The organism is Candidatus Poriferisodalis sp. (genome assembly GCF_965221945.1).
In the GTDB taxonomy this organism is placed as follows: domain Bacteria; phylum Actinomycetota; class Acidimicrobiia; order Acidimicrobiales; family Poriferisodalaceae; genus Poriferisodalis.
On record NZ_OZ244925.1, the window covers coordinates 2,466,280 to 2,484,082 of the forward strand.

At 67.1% G+C, this 17,803-nt stretch carries 18 protein-coding genes and 1 tRNA gene; 9 read left to right on the forward strand and 10 right to left on the reverse strand.

From position 1 onward, the window contains the following. Positions 1-172 precede the first annotated feature (172 nt). Positions 173-1,063, forward strand: coding sequence for an ABC transporter permease (locus ACOQPH_RS11475; protein WP_420621524.1), 891 nt, complete (start codon positions 173-175; stop codon positions 1,061-1,063). Positions 1,064-1,111: 48 nt separating this feature from the next. Further along, positions 1,112-1,183 (forward strand) — tRNA-Arg (locus ACOQPH_RS11480). Positions 1,184-1,222: 39 nt separating this feature from the next. Here ACOQPH_RS11480 and ACOQPH_RS11485 read toward each other — a convergent pair. Then, entirely contained in the window at positions 1,223-1,639 is a 417-nt protein-coding gene (locus ACOQPH_RS11485) for a TIGR03668 family PPOX class F420-dependent oxidoreductase (protein ID WP_420621525.1), read from the reverse strand. A gap of 117 nt (positions 1,640-1,756) precedes the next feature. On the opposite strand from ACOQPH_RS11485, the gene ACOQPH_RS11490 reads away from it, so the two are divergent. Continuing rightward, the gene (locus tag ACOQPH_RS11490) at positions 1,757-2,953 is read left to right on the forward strand and encodes a Coenzyme F420 hydrogenase/dehydrogenase, beta subunit C-terminal domain (protein WP_420621526.1); all 1,197 of its coding nucleotides are present in this window, start codon (positions 1,757-1,759) and stop codon (positions 2,951-2,953) included. Positions 2,954-2,976: 23 nt separating this feature from the next. Here ACOQPH_RS11490 and ACOQPH_RS11495 read toward each other — a convergent pair whose 3' ends face one another. Both ACOQPH_RS11495 and ACOQPH_RS11500 read right to left on the reverse strand, forming a co-directional pair. Beyond that, on the reverse strand, positions 2,977-3,612 hold the full coding sequence (locus tag ACOQPH_RS11495) for a hypothetical protein (protein WP_420621527.1): 636 nt from the start codon (positions 3,610-3,612) through the stop codon (positions 2,977-2,979). Next, positions 3,578-4,327 (reverse strand): uracil-DNA glycosylase, encoded by a 750-nt coding sequence (locus tag ACOQPH_RS11500; RefSeq protein ID WP_420621528.1) that lies wholly within the window; start codon positions 4,325-4,327, stop codon positions 3,578-3,580. The genes ACOQPH_RS11495 and ACOQPH_RS11500 overlap by 35 nt, the downstream gene beginning before the upstream one ends. A gap of 84 nt (positions 4,328-4,411) precedes the next feature. On the opposite strand from ACOQPH_RS11500, the gene ACOQPH_RS11505 reads away from it, so the two are divergent. From ACOQPH_RS11505 to ACOQPH_RS11515, 3 genes are read left to right on the forward strand one after another with little or no spacing between them, the layout of a single operon-like run. Beyond that, positions 4,412-5,050, forward strand: a complete 639-nt coding sequence (locus ACOQPH_RS11505) for an MSMEG_4193 family putative phosphomutase (protein WP_420621529.1) — start codon at positions 4,412-4,414, stop codon at positions 5,048-5,050. Continuing rightward, positions 5,047-5,565, forward strand: a complete 519-nt coding sequence (locus ACOQPH_RS11510; protein ID WP_420621530.1) for a DUF3090 family protein — start codon at positions 5,047-5,049, stop codon at positions 5,563-5,565. Before ACOQPH_RS11505 ends, ACOQPH_RS11510 begins: the two co-directional genes overlap by 4 nt. A 9-nt stretch (positions 5,566-5,574) precedes the next feature. Beyond that, the gene (locus tag ACOQPH_RS11515) at positions 5,575-6,348 is read left to right on the forward strand and encodes an SCO1664 family protein (protein ID WP_420621531.1); all 774 of its coding nucleotides are present in this window, start codon (positions 5,575-5,577) and stop codon (positions 6,346-6,348) included. 30 nt (positions 6,349-6,378) lie between these two features. Here the strand turns inward: ACOQPH_RS11515 and ACOQPH_RS11520 are convergent, their stop codons facing one another. Then, a complete protein-coding gene (locus ACOQPH_RS11520) occupies positions 6,379-7,344 on the reverse strand; it encodes an electron transfer flavoprotein subunit alpha/FixB family protein (RefSeq protein WP_420621532.1) in 966 nt (321 codons plus the stop codon). Between the two features lie 74 nt (positions 7,345-7,418). Beyond that, a complete protein-coding gene (locus ACOQPH_RS11525; protein WP_420621533.1) occupies positions 7,419-8,198 on the reverse strand; it encodes an electron transfer flavoprotein subunit beta/FixA family protein in 780 nt (259 codons plus the stop codon). A gap of 60 nt (positions 8,199-8,258) precedes the next feature. Between ACOQPH_RS11525 and ACOQPH_RS11530 the strand changes: the two genes are divergently transcribed. Then, a complete protein-coding gene (locus ACOQPH_RS11530) occupies positions 8,259-9,197 on the forward strand; it encodes a diacylglycerol/lipid kinase family protein (protein WP_420621534.1) in 939 nt (312 codons plus the stop codon). A gap of 15 nt (positions 9,198-9,212) precedes the next feature. Here ACOQPH_RS11530 and ACOQPH_RS11535 read toward each other — a convergent pair whose 3' ends face one another. Continuing rightward, a complete protein-coding gene (locus ACOQPH_RS11535) occupies positions 9,213-10,811 on the reverse strand; it encodes a sensor histidine kinase (RefSeq protein ID WP_420621535.1) in 1,599 nt (532 codons plus the stop codon). Between the two features lie 7 nt (positions 10,812-10,818). After that, positions 10,819-11,049 carry a DUF3107 domain-containing protein gene (locus tag ACOQPH_RS11540; protein WP_420621536.1) on the reverse strand — a complete coding sequence of 77 codons (231 nt, stop codon included), beginning with the start codon at positions 11,047-11,049 and terminating at the stop codon, positions 10,819-10,821. Between the two features lie 176 nt (positions 11,050-11,225). Between ACOQPH_RS11540 and ACOQPH_RS11545 the strand changes: the two genes are divergently transcribed. Beyond that, complete coding sequence (locus tag ACOQPH_RS11545; protein ID WP_420621537.1) at positions 11,226-12,350, forward strand: AAA family ATPase; 1,125 nt, start codon at positions 11,226-11,228, stop codon at positions 12,348-12,350. 158 nt (positions 12,351-12,508) lie between these two features. On the opposite strand, the gene ACOQPH_RS11550 is transcribed toward ACOQPH_RS11545, so the two are convergent. Both ACOQPH_RS11550 and ACOQPH_RS11555 read right to left on the reverse strand, forming a co-directional pair. Further along, on the reverse strand, positions 12,509-14,128 hold the full coding sequence (locus ACOQPH_RS11550) for a protein adenylyltransferase SelO (protein ID WP_420621538.1): 1,620 nt from the start codon (positions 14,126-14,128) through the stop codon (positions 12,509-12,511). Then, positions 14,125-15,309 carry an Mrp/NBP35 family ATP-binding protein gene (locus ACOQPH_RS11555; protein ID WP_420621539.1) on the reverse strand — a complete coding sequence of 395 codons (1,185 nt, stop codon included), beginning with the start codon at positions 15,307-15,309 and terminating at the stop codon, positions 14,125-14,127. The genes ACOQPH_RS11550 and ACOQPH_RS11555 overlap by 4 nt, the downstream gene beginning before the upstream one ends. 629 nt (positions 15,310-15,938) lie before the next feature. Between ACOQPH_RS11555 and ACOQPH_RS11560 the strand changes: the two genes are divergently transcribed. Beyond that, positions 15,939-16,445 carry a hypothetical protein gene (locus ACOQPH_RS11560; RefSeq protein ID WP_420621540.1) on the forward strand — a complete coding sequence of 169 codons (507 nt, stop codon included), beginning with the start codon at positions 15,939-15,941 and terminating at the stop codon, positions 16,443-16,445. Positions 16,446-16,591: 146 nt separating this feature from the next. Here the strand turns inward: ACOQPH_RS11560 and ACOQPH_RS11565 are convergent, their stop codons facing one another. Next, a complete protein-coding gene (locus tag ACOQPH_RS11565; protein WP_420621541.1) occupies positions 16,592-17,797 on the reverse strand; it encodes a cytochrome c-type biogenesis protein CcmH in 1,206 nt (401 codons plus the stop codon). Positions 17,798-17,803: the final 6 nt, after the last annotated feature.

A 17,803-nucleotide genomic window follows, 5' to 3' on the forward strand; every position in this document is an offset into this window, starting at 1 on the left:
TTCAATTGCGGCCGAACAGCCGTGGTTTGTCGTTGCCTCCTCGTCGGCACCGACGATGTACGAGCCTCCATCGCACCCGGCTCTCGGCGCGGCGTAATTCGCCGCACGGGGTGTCCCCGAACATTCGGCGGCGTGAATGCCGCGCGACTCGGCGGCGTGACAACCTCGCGCTATGGATCTCGACCTGACGTGGGTCAACGTTGCCGCCAGCCTGACTCTGGTGGCCGCTGTCGTAGTGCTATCGGCATGGCTGCGCCTCGGCATCACGCGAGGTGTCGTCGTGGCGGCAGCACGGGCAGCGGTCCAGCTCTCGGTCGTGGGCGGCGTGCTCATCGTGGTGCTGCGACCCGAGGCCGCCCTCGTGTGGTCGTGGTTGTGGGTGGCTGCCATGGTGGTGCTGGCGACCGGTGTGGTGCGGCGGCGCACGCGGCGGCTCAAACCGTTCCAACCGTCGATCGGCTTGATCGTGGCCGCGGTGATCGTGCCGCTGGGCGTCTGCCTCGCGGTGACGTTCGGGCTCGGCGTCTTTGCCCTGACGCCGACAGCGCTGGTTCCCGTCGCCGGCATCCTGCTCGGCAATTCGCTGCCGACAACGATTGCCGCAGCGGCGCGCATAGAGGAACTGCTGTCCGACGAACGCGGCCAGATCGACGCCATGCTCGCCCTGGGCTTTGACGGCAGCTCGGCAATCCGCCCGCAGGTTCGCAAGGCGATCCGATCAGCGCTCGTCCCTCAGGTGGAACGCACCAGCGTGGTGGGCCTCGTGGCGCTGCCCGGCGCGATGACCGGCATGATCCTGGCGGGAGCCGACCCGCTCGACGCTGTAGCAGCACAGATGATCGTGATGTTCCTGATCTTGGGGGGCGTCGCGTTCACGGTCGCTGTCGTGGTGCTCGGGACCGCACGCAGGGTGATGACGCCCGACGGTCGCGTGGCACGGCCGCTGTACACCCAAGCCGTGCCCGACGGCTCGCCAGCGAACCCGCCCAGCCGGCGCGCCGGTCTTGTGCGGCGTTGGCGGCTGGACGTCTTCGCAAGAGCGGGGCGCGACAGCGGTCGGTAGCTTTGCCGGACATTGAGTCCGGACATTCGAGCTCAGCCCGGACCTTCAGCCCTCGTAGCTCAGGGGATAGAGCATTGGCCTCCGGAGCCATGTGCGCAGGTTCGAATCCTGCCGAGGGCGCTTCGTCGGCTCCATGCCGGCCGAGGGCGCTTCGCCGGCTCAGCTGTCCGCTGACCACCCGGTCAACTCGGTGCGCTGGATGACGATGGCAGCGCCGACCGGCGGCTGCGTGGCGTACTGGGGATAGCGCTCGCACAGCAGCTTGATCGCATGTCGGTGCTGTGCACCCTCGGTGTGCACCACAGCGCGGCCGCGCAGGCGCACCCACCACAGGCGCTCCCAGTTCATGTCGTCGTAGTGCTCGATCAACATCGTGACCTCGGGAAAGCGTCGAACATTGTCGAGCCGCTTGAGGTCCATGGTCGTCTTGGGCTTGTGGTCGACGGCTGTCACCACGACGTCGTCCTCGAATGCGTACGTGCACGGCACGAGATCGACGCGCCCGTCGGCACGGATCGTCGCTAGCGTCGCCACCCGACCCTCACACAGCAGCGCCAGCAGTTCGGCCTCGGTCACGGCGGGCCACCCTAGAGCACCGCGGCGTCGATCCAGCACTTGAGCGCCAATGTTCCCACGGTCTCCGAGCCAGGTCGTCCCGGACCGTTCGCGAGGCACCTGCCATAGTCTTGGGCCATGGCAATGACCGGGGCAATGACTGGGGCAACGACTGGGGCTCCCCCGGCATCGGGCGGCGCGCCGCCACGCTGGACCTTCCAGTGGAAGGAGCTGTACGACGAGGTCATCACCACAGGGCTGTGCACGGGCTGTGCCGGCTGCGTGATCTCCTGCCCGCACGACGTCATCGGCTACGAGCACGTCCAGGGCGGCTTCATGCCGTTCCACCTCGAAGAGGAGCTGGGGCTCGAAGACTGCGGCCACGGCCAGAAAGGCTGCACAAGCTGCACCCGCGCCTGCCCCCGCTTCCGCACCTGGGAAGACGAAGCCGACGACTTCATGTTCGGCCGGCACCGCACGGGCGAAGAGCCTTCGGGCGTGTTCAAGGACATCATCCTGACAAGGGCCTCTGACGACTTCGTCCACGAGATCGGCCAGGACGGCGGGCTGGTGTCGGCGATCCTCATCTGGGCGCTCGACCACGGCTACATCGACGCCGCCCTGACGTCCTACGTCGGCGAGGGCGAGGGCAACCAGTGGACGGCGTCGCCCGGCGTTGCCTTCAACCGCGACGACGTGCTGCGCGGTGCTGGCAGCCGTTACACCTATTCGGCCAACACGCTCGCCTACAACGAGGCGATCGAGGCCGGCGCTCAGAAGCTCGCTCTGGTCGGCATGAGCTGCCAGAGCTCGATCGTGCCCGTCGCCAAGTCCCGCAAGGTGGGCAAGGTCGGCAACCGGTTCGTGCTGAACATCGGGCTGCTGTGCTCGAAGTCGTTCGACGAGGCCATCTTCGAAGAGCTGTTCGAGCAGAAGTACGGGCTCGACCGCCATCTCATCCGCAAGACGAACATCAAGGGCGTCTTCCAGATCTGGACGCACGACGGCGGTTACTACGAGATCAACCTCAAGGAATGCCACGCTTGGACCCGCGAGGGATGCAACCACTGCCCCGATTTCGCCGCCGAGCACGCTGACATCTCGACCGGCGGTATCGGCAAGTACAGCGACTGGACCCTCACCATCGTCCGGACCGAAATCGGCCGCGAGATCATCATGAAGATGCTGGCCGACGGCTCGCTCATCGGGCGTCCTGGCGACGAAGACCCGGGTGCTATCGCACTCATGCACAAGCTCAGCGAGAAGTCGCGGGTCCGCTGGCCGAAGTTCGCCTGGGACAAGCCCGCGCTGCTGCCTGAACCCACGAAGAGGTAGCCCACGCCGCAGCCGGCGTCGGCTCACAGGCAGAGGTTGATGAAGTCGACGATGTCGGGTCGGACCTCGGTGCTGGCCATGAAGTGGTTCAGCCGGTGGGCCGGCACCACATCCTGCGCTCGGGCCAGCGAGCATGCACACAAGCTGCGCAAGCGGTCCGAGCCAGCAGAACACTCGTTGAGGTAGGCCTGCTGCTGGGCCTCGGTCCACTGCGCCGGCGGTCCAGCCTCACGGCAGTTGACGAGCGCTGCGGCAAGATCGGGAGAGAATTCCAGAGCGCCCGACATGCGATCCTCAAAGACCTCGAGATCGATGGCAGTGAGGTTGCCCTCCATGCGGTCGGCGGCGCAGTGGCACGGTCCCACGAGCCCAGCGTCGGCGACGCACGCATCCATGAAGGCGATCAGCGGCTCGATTGCGAGCACCCCGGGAGCGCCGTCGCCGGGAACGGTCGGCGGGGCAAGCGTGCCGGGGTTGCCGATGGGCGCGTCGGAATCCGTTGCGCCATTTCGGGTGGTCGCCGGCGCCACCTCGATCACGGTCGTTGAGCATGCGACAACGCCCGCCAACGCCAACACCGCTGCAACCCAACGCGCGCCCCGCAGCAGCAGAGGCCGCCATGCCTCAGGCGGATGGAAGATTCGCCAGTCGGCGCGCATCGCGAAGCACCGTATCGGCCATGCCGGCGGTGAGGCGGCCGGTGAACGTGTTCTGCTGACTGGGGTGGAACGAGCACACGATGCGGGCGATCCCGCCCAACGCTTCCGAGCCGCTCGATCCTCCAACAGCGGGCACCTCGGCGGTCACGCCATGGCCGAATCGGGGCCGAGGCCGCACACCACCAAGCGTGCACAGCACACCGTAGGCGAAGGCGCCGAGGGCGACCGCAACGCGGGCATTGACGAGCAGTGCCAGCTCGCGTTCGAGGAACGGCCGGCAGGCATCTCGTTCAGCAGGGGTGGGCTTGTTCGCTGGCGGCGCGCAGCGAACCGCAGCGGTGATGTACGCATCACGCAGCTCCAGTCCGTCGCCTGCGCGCTCAGAGGTCGGCTGATTTGCGAAGCCGCAGCGGTGCAGGGCCGCGTACAGGAAGTCGCCAGAACGGTCGCCGGTGAACATCCGACCGGTGCGGTTCGCGCCATGTGCAGCCGGCGCCAGCCCGACGAACACAATCGCTGCGGCCGGATCTCCGAAGCCGGGCACGCCCCGCCCCCAGTAGTCCTCGTCGGCGAATGCTGCTCGCTTGTGGGCTGCGGTCTGCTCGCGCCACGCCACGAGCCGGTCGCAGCGCATGCACGCCGCGACCTCGTTGTTCAGCAAGCGCAGCGCCGCGCCGCCAGAGGCGTTACCGGACGACGGGGATGCGGCGCTCATCGCTGCGAGTGTGCCAGTCGCCGGCGCTGCGCGCGTGCCGTCTGGCGCCGCTGCGCGACGATCCAGACAAGTAGCTTCGGCACGGTGCCAGCCCGACCTCGACCCACGCTGCTGCTGTTCGTCCGCCACGGTCTCACCCCGACGACCGGCGTCGAGCTGTACGGCCGTCGTCCGGGAGTGCACCTGTCCGACGCTGGCGTCCAGCAGGCGCAGCATGCCGCCGAGCGCATTGCTGCGGGGGGACGCCGCGTCGCGGCGGTGTATGCCAGCCCGCTGGAACGGGCCCAGGAAACCGCCGCCCCGATTGGTGCGGCCCTCGGCCGCAGCGTGCGCATACACGACGGCCTCAACGAACTCGACATGGGCCGCTGGACGGGTCGCAAGCTCAGCCAGTTGCGCAAGTTGGCGGCGTGGTCGCAGGTGCAGCGCTATCCCAGCGGCTTCCGCTTCCCCGACGGCGAGACGTTCCGCCAGATGCAGGCGCGCATCGCTGCGGCGGCAGGCGAGCTGGCAGCCCGCCATCGCGGCGCCACGGTTGTCGCCGTCAGCCACGCCGACCCCATTCGGGCGCTGGTAGCTGACGCCATGGGAACCCATCTCGACCTCTTCCAGCGGATCGTCGTGTCGCCGTGCTCGGTGACTGCGATCCTGTACAGCAATGACGGCCCCGTGGTGCTGGCCACCAACAGCACTTCAGACCTCGCAGCACTCTCTCCGGCATGACTGACGATTTCGACCTGCGCAATCCGGACGCCTTCGTGGCGGGAACGGTCGGGCCGGCTGGCCAGCGGATCTTTTTCCTGCAGGCCACAGAAGCCGGTCACGTCGTCTCGCTGAAGCTGGAGAAGGGGCAGGTCTGGGCGCTGGCAAACCTGCTCAGCGAACTTCTCGAAGGCGAGAGCTACGAGGGTCCTGCGTCAACCTTTGCCAAGTTGGTCGAGCCGGTGACCGCCGCATGGACAGTCGGCCGTATGGCGACGGGCATGGACACCGAGGGCAAGGTCATCGTGGTCATTGCCGACGAGCTCGATGACAGCGACGGCGACAGCGACGATCCCGACGACGACGCAGATTCGGGCGGCGAGGAGCTGGCTGATGACGACGAGCGCACTGGCGGTCGCGCCCGCTTCCACCTCGACTACGCGATGGCGCTCGGATTCGCGCAGCAAGCGCTGCTGCTGGTCTCCGAAGGCCGCGACTTCGGCCAGCGCAATGGGCACCGCCCGCCCCGAGATTGATTGGCCGGCGTGAGCGAACCGGCCCCACATCACCTGCTGCCGAAGAACGAAGACGGCACACAACTCGAATTGCCGGTCATCTGGGACGCGTCCGTGGCCGATGCCCTGGGTGTGCTGCGCACGGGCGACATCTCCGTGCTGGGGCGGATGCCCTACAGCAGCAACGCCACGTTCCTGGTACGAATCGACCACCCCACAATGCCGACCGCTGCGATCTACAAGCCCGAGCGGGGAGAGCGTCCGCTCTGGGATTTCCCCTCCGGGTTGTATCGGCGGGAGATTGCCGCGTTCGAGCTGTCGGAGGCGCTTGGCTGGCACGTCATTCCGCCCACCGTCGAGCGGGACGGGCCCTTTGGCGTGGGCTCGATCCAGCTGTTCATCGACGCCAACTTCGAAGAGCATTACTTCACCCTGGTCAACGAAGATCGGCACCATGCCGACCTTCGGCGGATCTGCGCCTTCGACCTCATCGCCAACAACACCGACCGCAAGTCGGGGCACTGCCTGGCGTCGCGCTGGGGACCGATCTACGGCATCGATCAGGGTCTGTGCTTCGCAAGCAATTTCAAGCTGCGCACGGTCATCTGGGACTTCGGCGGCGAACCGTTCGACGACGATCTGGCTGGCGCCATCGGATCGGCAGCGCAGCCGACGCCCGCGCTGTCGCAATGGCTGCGGCCAGATGAGTTCAGCGCGCTGGCGGAGCGAGCCGAGTGGCTCGCCAACTTCGGCAAGTTCCCCGACGACGACGGCGGCCGTCGCTGGCCCTGGCCGCTGGTGTAGCCAGCGGGAATACGACAGCCGCTGGTCTAGTTAGCGGGACTTGAGCGCCTCGATCAGCGCCGGCATCACCTTGTGCACGTCGCCGACGATGCCCAAATCGGCCACGCCGAAGATCGGTGCCTCAGGGTCCTTGTTGATCGCGACGATGTTCTTGGAGCCCTTCATGCCAACCAAGTGCTGCGTGGCACCCGAGATGCCGCAGGCGATGTAGACGTTCGGCTTCACGACCTTGCCGGTCTGCCCAACCTGCTTGGCGTAGGGAACCCAGCCGGCGTCCACGATGGCGCGTGAGGCGCCCGACGCTGCCCCGAGCAGCCCTGCCAACTCGTCGACCATCGAGTACGCCTCGGGCTGACCCAGCCCGCGCCCGCCCGACACCACTACAGCAGCGTCGTCGAGCTGTGGGCCCGAGCGCTCCTCAGCGTGGCGGCCTGTCACGACGGCCCGGCCTGCTTCGCCCGGGTCGACTGCCCCTACGGTCTCGACGCCAGCCGCGGCGGCGCCGTCATTCGGCTCGGCCTCGAAGCTCTTCGGGCGGAACATCGCCAATGCCGGCGCCGGCGCACGGTAGGCGGTGAAGATGTTCTGCGTCCCGCCGAAGATCGGCTCCTCGGTGACAATCGCACCATCGACAACTTCGACGCCGACGTTGTTGGTGGACACCGGACGATCTGCCAGCACCGCGAGCCGGGCGGCGGTGTCGCGCCCGTCGGCGGTCTGGCCGAAGAACACGGCATCAGGCGAGGTTGCTTCGATGTGGCTGGCAAGCGCAGCAGCGGCGTGCACGCCGACCAGCCCGTCGCCGAGTCCTTCGAGCGCGTACACGGTGGACACGCCGTGCGCGCCCAGCTCGGCGGCCATGGCCTCGCCGTGCGCCGGGGCGAACGCGGTCACGGAATCGGCCAGCGTTCGGGCCTTGGTGGCCAACTCGAGCGTGAGGCCCGAGGGACCGTCGGCGTCGCCTTCAGCGAAGAGCAGAATCTGTGCAAGCGTCATTGCGAGTGATTCCTGTGGGGTTCGTAGGTCAGTAGTTCGGGTAGCGGGCGAGCCGGTCGGGAACGACGGTCAGGTCAGATGATCTTCAGCTCGGTGAGGAACTCGACGATGTTGGTGTGCGCATCGCCTTCATCGGTGATGATCTCGCCGGCCTCACGCTCGGCCGCATCGGTCACCTCGACCGTTTCCTGCCGGGCGCCTGCCACACCGACTGCGCTCGCATCGATGCCCAGCGCGGCGAGATCCTTCGCATCGACCGGCTTCTTCTTGGCCGCCATGATCCCCTTGAACGACGGGTAGCGCGGCTCCACTACGCCTGCGGTCACCGAGACGACCGCTGGAAGCGCGCATTCCACCTGGTCGTAGCCGGCTTCGGTCTGGCGCTGGACGCTCGCGATGCCGTCGGTGATCTCGATGTGCTTCGCGAACGTGACCGACGGCATTCCCATGACGCCGGCCACCATCTCGGGAACGGTGCCGGTGTAGCCGTCGCTGGACTCGGTGCCGGCCAGTACGAGGTCGGCATCGAGCTCGCCGATAGCTGCACCCAGCACTTTGGCGGTGGCGAGTGCGTCGCTGCCGGCTAGCGCGTCGTCGCTGATCAGCACCGCGTCGTCGGCGCCCATCGCCAGCGCAGTCCGCAACCCGCTGGTCTCAGAGCGGGGCGCCATCGACACCAGCGTCACCTGGCCGCCACCGGCAGCCTCTACGAGCTGCAGCGCCATCTCGACGCCGTAGGAGTCGGATTCGTCCAGAATCAGCTTGTCGTCCCGGTTCAGCGTCCGGGTATCGGACTGGAGCTGTCCCGGGATAGCCGGGTCTGGGATCTGCTTGACGCACACAACGACCTTCATGAACCGAGAGTCTGCCGATTTGTGGCAGGTCTTCCACTCCGCATCGGTGAGACTTGCGCCGTGCGCGTCCTGCTGCTGGTCAACGACTCGGCGTCGTCAACGACTGCTCGCACGCGAGTGTTGATTCACACTGTGCTCTCGGAGCGCCACGACACCGAGGTGGCGTTCACCAACCGCCGCGGGCACGCCGCTCGTCTCGCACGCGGTGCCGCGACGACCGGCACCGATGCAGTGGTGGTGCTCGGCGGCGACGGCACGCTGAACGAAGCGGCCAACGGCGTGGCCGGAACCGACTGCAGGCTTGCCGCGCTGCCGGGCGGCTCGACCAACGTGTTCGCACGAACCATTGGGACGCCCGACGATCCGCTCGTTGCGACCGAGGCAGTCCTCGACGCACTCGAAGCAGGCAGCATCACCTCGGCCGGGCTCGGTCGCACATCGGGCCGCTTCTTCTTGTTCCACTGCGGCATGGGACTCGACGCCGCGATCGTGGAGCGGGTCGAGCGCCACCCCACCCTCAAGCGCTACCTGGGCCATCCGCTGTTCCTGCTCGCGGGCGTCGACACGCTGCTGCGGCACTACGACCGGCGCACCGGGACCTTGACCGCCCGCACTGCGGGGCCAGAGTCGACACAGGTGGACGGCTGTTTCGTCATCGTGGTGGCGAACACCGATCCCTACACGTTTCTCGGCAGCCGACCAGTGCACATCGCCCCAGCGGCAACCTTGCACAACGGGTTGTCGGTGGTGGGCTTACGATCGCTGCGTCTGGCCGACTCGCTCGACGTGCTCTCAGCGGTATTCCGCGCAAATGGCAGCCTCGGCGATATGGATCCGAGCGTGGTGCAGCGCATCGACGATGTCCGCGAACTCACCGTGACGGGGATCCGCCCGTTCGGTCACCAGCTCGACGGCGACCATCTCGGCGCGGTCGACCAGCTGCGCATCGAGTGGGTGCCCGACGTGCTCAGGCTTGTCATGCCTTCCAGCGCCGCCTGATCAGGCGCGGTGCGGTCAGGCGATCGTTCGCAGCGGGATCTGCACGACCGCCTCGGAACCCGGCGGGGGCGTCCGACGCCTGACCTCGAAGGTGCCGCCGAGATCGGTCCCGCACAGTGCGCGCACGATCGAGGTGCCCAAGCCGCCGGAACGCTGAGTGTCGTACTCGTCTGGGATGCCGATGCCGTCGTCGCGCACGACCATCGACAGCACGTCCGTCGACGGCCGGGTGATCTCGACCTCCACGCTCCCGATGGGGCTCTCGTCGAGTCCCGGCGCGGCTTCTAGCGTGTGATCCTCGATCTCCCACAACCGGGGGAACGCATGGTCGACAGCGTTCTGCAACAACTCGTTGAGCACCACCGCCAGCGATGTCGCAGTCTGCGACCGCAGCATTCCCGCCTCGCAGGTGACGCTGAAGTCGATTGGTCGTTCGGGGAAGGTGATGCTCTGGCGCATCGTCTCGGTCAGCGTCTCGGCGACATCGCAGAAATCGACATCGTCGGTGGTCTCGCTCGACAGCGTCTGGTGGACAAAGGCGATGGCACGGATGCGCCGTACCGCCTCGTCGAGCGCCCGGTTTGCCTCGCGGGACTCCAGGCGGCGGGCCTGGATGCGCAGCAGCGACGAGACCGTCTGCAGGTTGTTCGTCACCCGGTGGTGAATCTCGCGAATGGTGGCGTCCTTGGAGATGAGCAGCCGGTCGCGGCGGCGCAGCTCGGTGACGTCGCGCAGCAGCACTAGGGCATTGCGCACGGGGGTATCGGTCAGCGGCAGCGCCTGCAATTGCACGGTCACGGATCGGTGCTCGACCTCGCCCACGACCGGGATGCCGCCGCTCATGGCGCGCCCCACCACGTCCGGGCCGAGATCGAGATCTCGCACGCGCCGTCCTTGCACGTTGCCCCCGACGCCGATGCGGTGCAAGGCGCTCACGGCATTCGGCGACACGAATCCGATGCGAGTCGTGTCGTCGGTGAGGAACAGGCCATCGCCGACTCGCGGCGCCTCTTCGTCGGCGACATCGGCGTCGCGGTAGGGGAACAGGCCTGCGGCAAGCATTCGGGCCAGCCGGCCGAACGTGGCGATGTAGGTCCGCTCCAGCTCGCCGGGGTCGCGGATGTCGGTGAAGCGCGGCGTCACTTCGCTGCTCATCACAGCAATCGTCACGCCATCGAACGTCACCGGCACCGCAGTGATGCGTGCCCGCCGGTCCCCAGGCACCCGCAGGCCCTCGCCAGTCACGATCACCCCACGGGCGAAGGCCTCCGATACCAGCGGCCGTTCGCTGGCGGCAACGCAGAGCCCGATGTGGTCGTCGCGGTACAGCGTGCGGCCGGTGGTGGGCCGGATCTGACCGATCACGGTCAAAGGAGCATCTGGGCCGAGACGCCGCCAGGGTCGGGGCGTGCTGGTGTCGTCGTGCGGTTCAGGGTCCGATACGTCGTCGGGCAGCTCTTCGAGCGACGTCACCTGCCCGGGCGCAAACAGCAGCAAGTCCGAGAACGACAGGTCGGCCAGCAGGGACCACCACGCCATGAGACGCCGCAGGTGCTCACGCGGGCTGTCGCGCACGTTCGCTGCGGGGCGCGGCCGGTCGGCGGGCGCCCGCATAGGAGCCTCAGTCCGCGGCGAAGCCGATGCGCCGGTCGCCGGTCGGGCCCAACTCGAGAAATGCGAGCTTGTCGATGGGCACTCCGACGCGGCGTCCGCTGCGATCGTTCAGCCAAAGCACCGATTCGTCGCCGCTCAATGCGGCTTCGAGCGCTGCAGCCGCATCTGCCGCGACATCATCGTCGATCTCGACATTGAGCTCCCGACCACCGTGCGTGATGCCGATCCGGATGTCCATGGCCGCAGGCTACCGGTGGTACCCGCGACCCCTGCCGAACGAGAGATCCGCTTTAGGTGGCTGCCGCGCAGAATTCCGGCGATTCGAGATTTGCAAATATTGCAAACAAAACAAATGCTGCAAAACTGACAAATCTCACAAAACTGCTGCGAGTGGATCCCGAGTACGCTGAGTCCGTGGCCAAGAACAACCCGTTCTCGCCGACTTTCGGCACCTCGCCTCCTGCACTGGCAGGGCGAGACGCAATCTTGGAAGACCTCGACGAGGCGTTCGAGACTGGACCGTCACACCCGGACTACACCGTGTTGTTCATCGGCATTCGCGGCACCGGCAAGACGGTGATGCTCAATGCAGCCGAGGACATGGTCCGCAAGCGAGGCTGGCTCGTGGTCGCTGAACAAGGCAACCCCAGCGGCCTCATTGAACGCCTGCGAGATGGCGCCGCACGTTTGCTCGCCGAGTTCGACAGCGAGCCGTCGCGCCGTGTCAGCGAGCTGCAGGCGGCCGGTGTGGGCATCGCCTTCGAGCACCGCTCCTCGTCGCAAGGACCGCAGGACCTTCGCAGCATTCTCGGCAGCCTCGGCGACCGGCTCGCGCAGACTGGCAGCGGTTTGCTCATCACCGTTGACGAGTTGCATGCGGCCGATGTCGGCGAAGTGCGCGAACTCGGCGGCATCCTCCAGCATGTCACTCGCCGCGAGGGCCGACCCATCGCTTTCGCCGGTGCAGCACTGCCGTACATCGAGGACGAGCTCTTACAGGGCCAGCTGGCCACATTCCTGCAGCGGTGCTCCCGCTACGACATCGGCCCGCTCGATGCCGCCGCTACGCGGAACGCCCTTGAGATTCCGATGAGCCGGTCGGCGGCGACGATCGAGGACCATGCCCTCGGGCGCGCCGTCGAGGCCGCCAACGGATACCCGTTCATGGTGCAACTCATCGGCTTCTACACGTGGAAAGCCGTACACGATCCAGCGGCAGGGATCAATGACGCCGACTTCACAGTCGGCATCAACCGCTCCGAGAGCAGGATCGGCCGCCTGGTCATTGCGCCGACGTGGAACGAACTCTCCAACACGGATCGGCGTTTCCTTGCGGCCATGACCGAGGACACCGGCGATTCCACGCTCGACGCCATTGCACAACGAATGGGCGTCTCCACCAACTACGCCCACGTCTACCGGCGCCGGCTGGAGCGCGCCGGCATGATCGTGACCACCGCGAGGAACACCGTCGCGTTCGGGTACCCCACTGCAAGGGCCTGGGTATCACAGCGCACCGTGCAGCTCCCGCCGCAATAGCGCACCGGCGAGGCCGACCGGCAGTACCGCAGCCGATCTTCAACCACAGTGCCCGCATGATCGTTGCCGTCCCGCCTCGATATGAACGTTTCGTTTACGGCGAAAACCCGTCTCTGACTAGCAGTTTTAGGCCGTCCCTGGACCTTGGGATCGGGGTGCTAAGAACTGCACGAGAGCTGGCTGCAGCCGACGCGGGTGCGCGCCCAGTCCGGACGCAGCGCCGCGTAGGACTCCCGCTCGGGCTGGTCGTCGTAGGGGCGGCGCATGACGTCGAGCAGCTCGCCGATGGCCTCGGGACGGCCCTCGGTGGCGCTGTCGATGGCCACCTGGGCCAGGTAGTTTCGCAGCACGTACTTCGGATTGACCCGGTTCATTGCCTCGGCCCTTGCCTGGTCGGCGATGCCCAGCGTCCGCAGCCGGGCTGCGTAGCCCTCGATGAACTCGCTCGTGGCTGAGCGGTGTTCGTCGGTCACCTCGGCGGGCCGGTAGCAGGCGTCGGCCAACGGGGCTATGCGCTCAGCCGGGTCGATGCCCTCGGCGGTAGCCACCGTGGCGAGGCGTCGCCAGAACACCGTCATGTCGGTCTCGACCAGCCGCAGCACCTCGAGCACCCCCGTGGCCAGCTCACGGTCGGCATCGGTGTCGAGCCCCGGCAGGCCGAGCTTGGCGGCCATCATCGCCGACCACTTCTGCTCGAAGTACGGCCCGTAGCCGTCGAGCGCCGCCTGCAGTCCTTCCGCCTCGCCGATCAGCGGGTACAGCGCGTTGGCAAGCTGCATGAGGTTCCACTGCGCAACCGCCGGCTGTGTGCCGAACCGGTAACGGCGGTGGGCCGCGTCGGTGGTGTTGGGGGTCCAGTCGGGGTCGTAGTTGTCAATCCAGCCGTAGGGGCCGTAGTCGATAGTGAGGCCTAGGATCGACATGTTGTCGGTGTTCATCACCCCATGGACGAAGCCGACGCGCAGCCACTCGCAGACCATCTCCGCGGTGCTCCGCACGACTTCATCGAAGAACTGCACGTATCGACCGGGTGCGGGTTCGCCCGCCAGATGGGAGAAATCGGCACCGATGACAAAATCTGCCAGCGTGTGCAACGTCTCGACGTCGCCCCGGGAGGCGAAGATCTCGAAGTTGCCGAATCGCACGAACGAGGGCGCCACCCGGCAGACCACTGCTCCCGGCTCAGGCGCCGGGTTGCCGTCATAGAGCATGTCGCGGATGACGAAGTCACCGGTCCCCACGAGGCTGAGCGCCCGCGTGGTGGGCACGCCGAGGTGCGCCATGGCCTCGCTGCACAGGAACTCGCGTACCGAACTTCGCAGGACCGCCAGCCCGTCAGCCGTGCGGGAGTACGGCGTCGGCCCGGCGCCCTTCAGTTGCAGGGTTTGGTGCTGACCGTTGCGGTCGACCATCTCGCCGAGCGCAATCGCCCTGCCGTCACCGAGCTGACCGGCCCACGAGCCGAATTGGTGCCCGCCATAGCAATGAGCGTGGGGGTCCATGCCGTCGAGCAGCGTGCTGCCGGCGAACACGGCGGCGAACTGGGGATCGTTCACCACGTCGCGGTCGAACCCCAGCAGGTCAACCATCTCGGCGCTGTGCGCAAGCAGTTGCGGCGTAGGCGCCGGTGTTGGCGCGACCCGCGAGTAGCAGGCGCCTATCACCTGCCGGCGGTGGTTGACGGTGTCGGGATCGGCCGGGAGCGCGGACGTGAACCGGTTGTCGAAGCGCACGTCGTCCAACGAGGAAATCGGCGGCGCTGCACCGACAGTGCTCACAGCAGCTTCAGACCTTCGTTGTAGCGACGGGTCGGCAGGTGTTCCTCGCAGAGCAGGCGCGCCATGTCCCGGAATATGCCGGCGGTTTCGCTGTCAGGGTCGACAGCCGTGATCGGCATGCCGTCGTCTCCGCCCGCACGCAATTGCGGCACCAGCGGCACCTGACCCAGCAGCGGCACATCCATCTCATCGGCCAGGGCCTGGCCGCCACCCGAACCGAACAGCTCGTAGCGCTTGCCGTCGTCACCGGTGAACCAGCTCATGTTCTCGATTACCGCCCGCACCTGCAGGTTGACACGCGAGGCCATGTGGGCGGCACGCTGGGCGACTTTCTGGGCCGCGGGCTGCGGTGTGGTCACCACCAGCAGCTCCGAGCGGGGCAGGAATTGCGCCAGCGACAGCGAGATGTCACCGGTGCCTGGCGGCAGGTCGATAAGCAGGTGGTCGGGATCGTCCCAGAAGACATCGGTGAGGAACTGTTCAAGCGCCTTGTGCAGCATCGGGCCGCGCCAGATGACCGGTTGGTCCTCGCGGGCGAAGAAGCCCATGGACATGCACCGCACACCGTGCGCCTCGGTGGGCACCACCATCTGGTCGATCACGGTGGGGGGACGGTTCACGCCGAGCATCCGGGGAATAGAGAAGCCCCACACATCGGCGTCGATGATCGCTGTCCGGGTGCCGCGTTGGGCCAGCGCAATAGCAAGATTGACCGTCACGCTGGACTTGCCGACGCCGCCCTTGCCGCTGGCCACCAGCAGCACACGGGTCTTGTTGCCAGCTTGGGCGAACGGCACGGACCGCCCCTCGGCGTGACCGTGACCTTCGTGGGTGCCCGCTGTGGCAGCAGGATCGCCGATGAGCTGAGCCCGCAGCGCCGATTGCTCGGCCTCGTCCATCACGGTGAATTCCACGACCACGTCGTCGATGCCGTCGAGCGCACGCCCGGCCTCGCTGACAGCGTGCGAGACGTGTCCGGCAGCGGGCCAATCGCGCGACGGCACGGCGACCAGCACCTGTGCGGCACGCCCCGCGACGGCCGCAGCGCGCAGCATGCCCATCTGGCCAATGGGCCGACGCAGCTCCGGGTCGATCACGCCAGCCACGGCTGCGGCCAGCTGCTGATCGGTGACGGTCGCTGCCCCGCTGTCGGCGGCTGAATTTCGGCGCTTGGCCCTCACTGGGTGCCCCCGACCGGTTGCGATGGATTGCCGCGTGGAGGCTGCACCGGCGTTGCAGCCGCACCTGCGGCCCGCCTCGCACGCTACTGGCGCGACCTTGCAGTTGAGCCCTGGCCAACGCTCACGGCAATTGGCTGTTCGCTACAAGTGAGCATGCCACCGGCAAATTGCACGCGCGTCACAGGGACCCGATAGTCGGTCCAGTCAGCACACTCCCGGCCCATTGAGGGTCGTTCCGTTGTGGTCGTGGCAGCGATTTTGGGCCCGCCGACTGCCCGCGTCCGAAAGCAACTCTTGCCGAATCGCTCAGTACGAAGTCATCGCAATGCGACATGAAGAAATATCGATATCTAACGTCTACGTAAACAAGAATGCACAACCGACGGGGTCAAGGTGAAACGACAAGTACCTTTTTGCGCAGTGGCGGCCACCCTGACTCTGGCAGGCAGTTTCTTGGTGACGGTGCCACAACGCCGTCACCAGACCCCCGTGGCGGATCTGGCGGCGGCCGCCCAGGGAATACTCCGACGTGCAACGCGAGAAACCCGAGCGGGTGCTAATCATCGCTGCGATACGTCGTTGTATTCCATGATCATGCGCCGCGGAACCTCGGATTCTGAAATCGGTTGATGACATGGGTAACGGAAGTGCTCGGCAGGGTCCGTTGGTCTGACGGACGTCTCGCCAGTTACCGGGAGGACCATGTGGCGTTTGGCCTCCACCTGTTGTCCATGGCGTCGGCGATCGCAGTGACCATCGTGTGGATGGTCTCTTCGAGATGGGCGGCGTGGTGGGTGCTGATACCGCTGAGTATTGCGAGCAGCCTTGCATTGGAACTTGTCGCAAGGATCCGCTTGCGACGCACCGTGCGTCGGGTCGAGACCCAAGGCGGCAGAGGGCGGGCACAGGTCAAGGCGAGTGTTGAGGACTGGGTCAACCAGCAGCTCAGCCGCTTCGACGACTACGCGATTCGGAGTTGCGACCAGAAGGCGGAGGAGTTCCTGGCTCGAGCCGAAGCGGCGAGAGCCAGCGGAGACCAGAAATCCGCCGCCAAGTACCGACGACGAGCTGGGCGTGAACGCAAATACAGCGAGCGGTGGAGGCGCGCCGTCGAGGACAACGCCCGCCGATCCTGAACGCGTCTTGTATTCGAAGCTGTCGGCGCTGCGGCTTGCGTAGGCATGACGCTGGATCCGCTCGGCCTGCGGTCGTTACGCCGGCCGCCGTGGATCCGCGTTCGGAGGTGTTCGACTGCGGGATTTTGCTCTCGCCCTGTGGTCAGCTATTCGAGTTCGGCCTGCATTTCGGTGATCGCGCTCTCGAGGGCCGCAGCCATGGCGGGGGGCGGGTTGCGTTGGAGCGCCGACTGGTAGTAACGGATGGCAGCAGGCAGGTCGCGTTCGACAAAGCGGGCCGTGTAGCCGCGGAACACCCACGGATCGAACTCACCAGGGTTGAGCGCCACCGCCGCATCGAGCGATGCGATGCCCGCGGTGATCAGCTCGGGATCGGGGATGCGCACCAGCAGCCAGCCACGAAGGGCCAGTGCCTCGGTGTCGCTGGAATCTTCGGCCAGCACCCGGTCGAGATCGACCAGCGCCGACTGCAGGTCGCAGCCGGCGACGAGTGCATCGGCGGTTTCGCCGGAACTGGACGAGTCCTGAGCAGACAGCGATTCGCAGTGACGCAGGTGCAAGCGAGCAGACAACACCAGTGCGCCGCGCAGGTCGCGGTCGAGGCGGAAGATCTCCTCCAGCGTGGCGCGGGACGCGTCGAGCTGGTTCGCAGCGAACTGGCGCTGAGCATCGACCAGCAGCGAACGGGCCGAGCGGTCGATATCTCCCGAGATGGTCTCGCCCGACAGGCGCAGCCCGACCGAACGCGCCACGACCACGCCAGCCAGCGCGCCGACGAGCACGAGGGCGCCGACGGTCACGACCGAGACAAAGCGAAATCGCCGCGGCCGTGGCTCTTCAGGCGGATACTGAGGCGCAGAAGCTTCCCCGGCGCCGTCTCGGTGTGGTTCGTCAGCACGCGCCCGAGCCCGCCAGCGACGAGTTGCGGCCCACAGGCCTGCCACAGCCGCGGCGAACGCGGCCACCGGGAGCGCCCACACCAACGTGCCCACTCCCTCCCCTGGCGGCAGCGCGTTCACATCGTCGCCGTAGGCGGCAGCGAGGTCGGCCCGGATCTCGGTGTCGCTGCGACCGGCGTCCACCCAGAGATCGATCTGGCGCCGCATGGCAGCGGCCGCTGGCGCGTTCGACTCGAGCACGCTCTGGCCGTCGCAGACCGGGCAGAGCGTGGCTTGCTTCAGCTCGTAGGCGCGCTCGGCCTCCGTCGCGGGCGGGCGTGACGCCGTGGCGGCAACGACGGCAGCGATGATCGCCACGGCAACGACGACGAGCCAGCCGATACGGCGCATCCTGGGACCACGGTGCTGCGGCCGGGTCGTCGCGGCGGGCGGGGTGCCCTCGGGCAAGCTCATGCTGCG

Bases quoted from the DNA above. Each gene is read 5' to 3' on its own strand.
- ACOQPH_RS11490 (WP_420621526.1), top strand. From the start codon at position 1,757: ATGGCAATGACCGGGGCAATGACTGGGGCAACGACTGGGGCTCCCCCG.
- ACOQPH_RS11525 (WP_420621533.1), bottom strand. From the start codon at position 8,198: ATGAAGGTCGTTGTGTGCGTCAAGCAGATCCCAGACCCGGCTATCCCG.
- ACOQPH_RS11495 (WP_420621527.1), bottom strand. From the start codon at position 3,612: ATGCGCGCCGACTGGCGAATCTTCCATCCGCCTGAGGCATGGCGGCCT.
- ACOQPH_RS11535 (WP_420621535.1), bottom strand. From the start codon at position 10,811: ATGCGGGCGCCCGCCGACCGGCCGCGCCCCGCAGCGAACGTGCGCGAC.
- ACOQPH_RS11560 (WP_420621540.1), top strand. From the start codon at position 15,939: ATGACATGGGTAACGGAAGTGCTCGGCAGGGTCCGTTGGTCTGACGGA.
- ACOQPH_RS11500 (WP_420621528.1), bottom strand. From the start codon at position 4,327: ATGAGCGCCGCATCCCCGTCGTCCGGTAACGCCTCTGGCGGCGCGGCG.
- ACOQPH_RS11510 (WP_420621530.1), top strand. From the start codon at position 5,047: ATGACTGACGATTTCGACCTGCGCAATCCGGACGCCTTCGTGGCGGGA.
- ACOQPH_RS11520 (WP_420621532.1), bottom strand. From the start codon at position 7,344: ATGACGCTTGCACAGATTCTGCTCTTCGCTGAAGGCGACGCCGACGGT.
- ACOQPH_RS11540 (WP_420621536.1), bottom strand. From the start codon at position 11,049: ATGGACATCCGGATCGGCATCACGCACGGTGGTCGGGAGCTCAATGTC.
- ACOQPH_RS11475 (WP_420621524.1), top strand. From the start codon at position 173: ATGGATCTCGACCTGACGTGGGTCAACGTTGCCGCCAGCCTGACTCTG.
- ACOQPH_RS11565 (WP_420621541.1), bottom strand. From the start codon at position 17,797: ATGAGCTTGCCCGAGGGCACCCCGCCCGCCGCGACGACCCGGCCGCAG.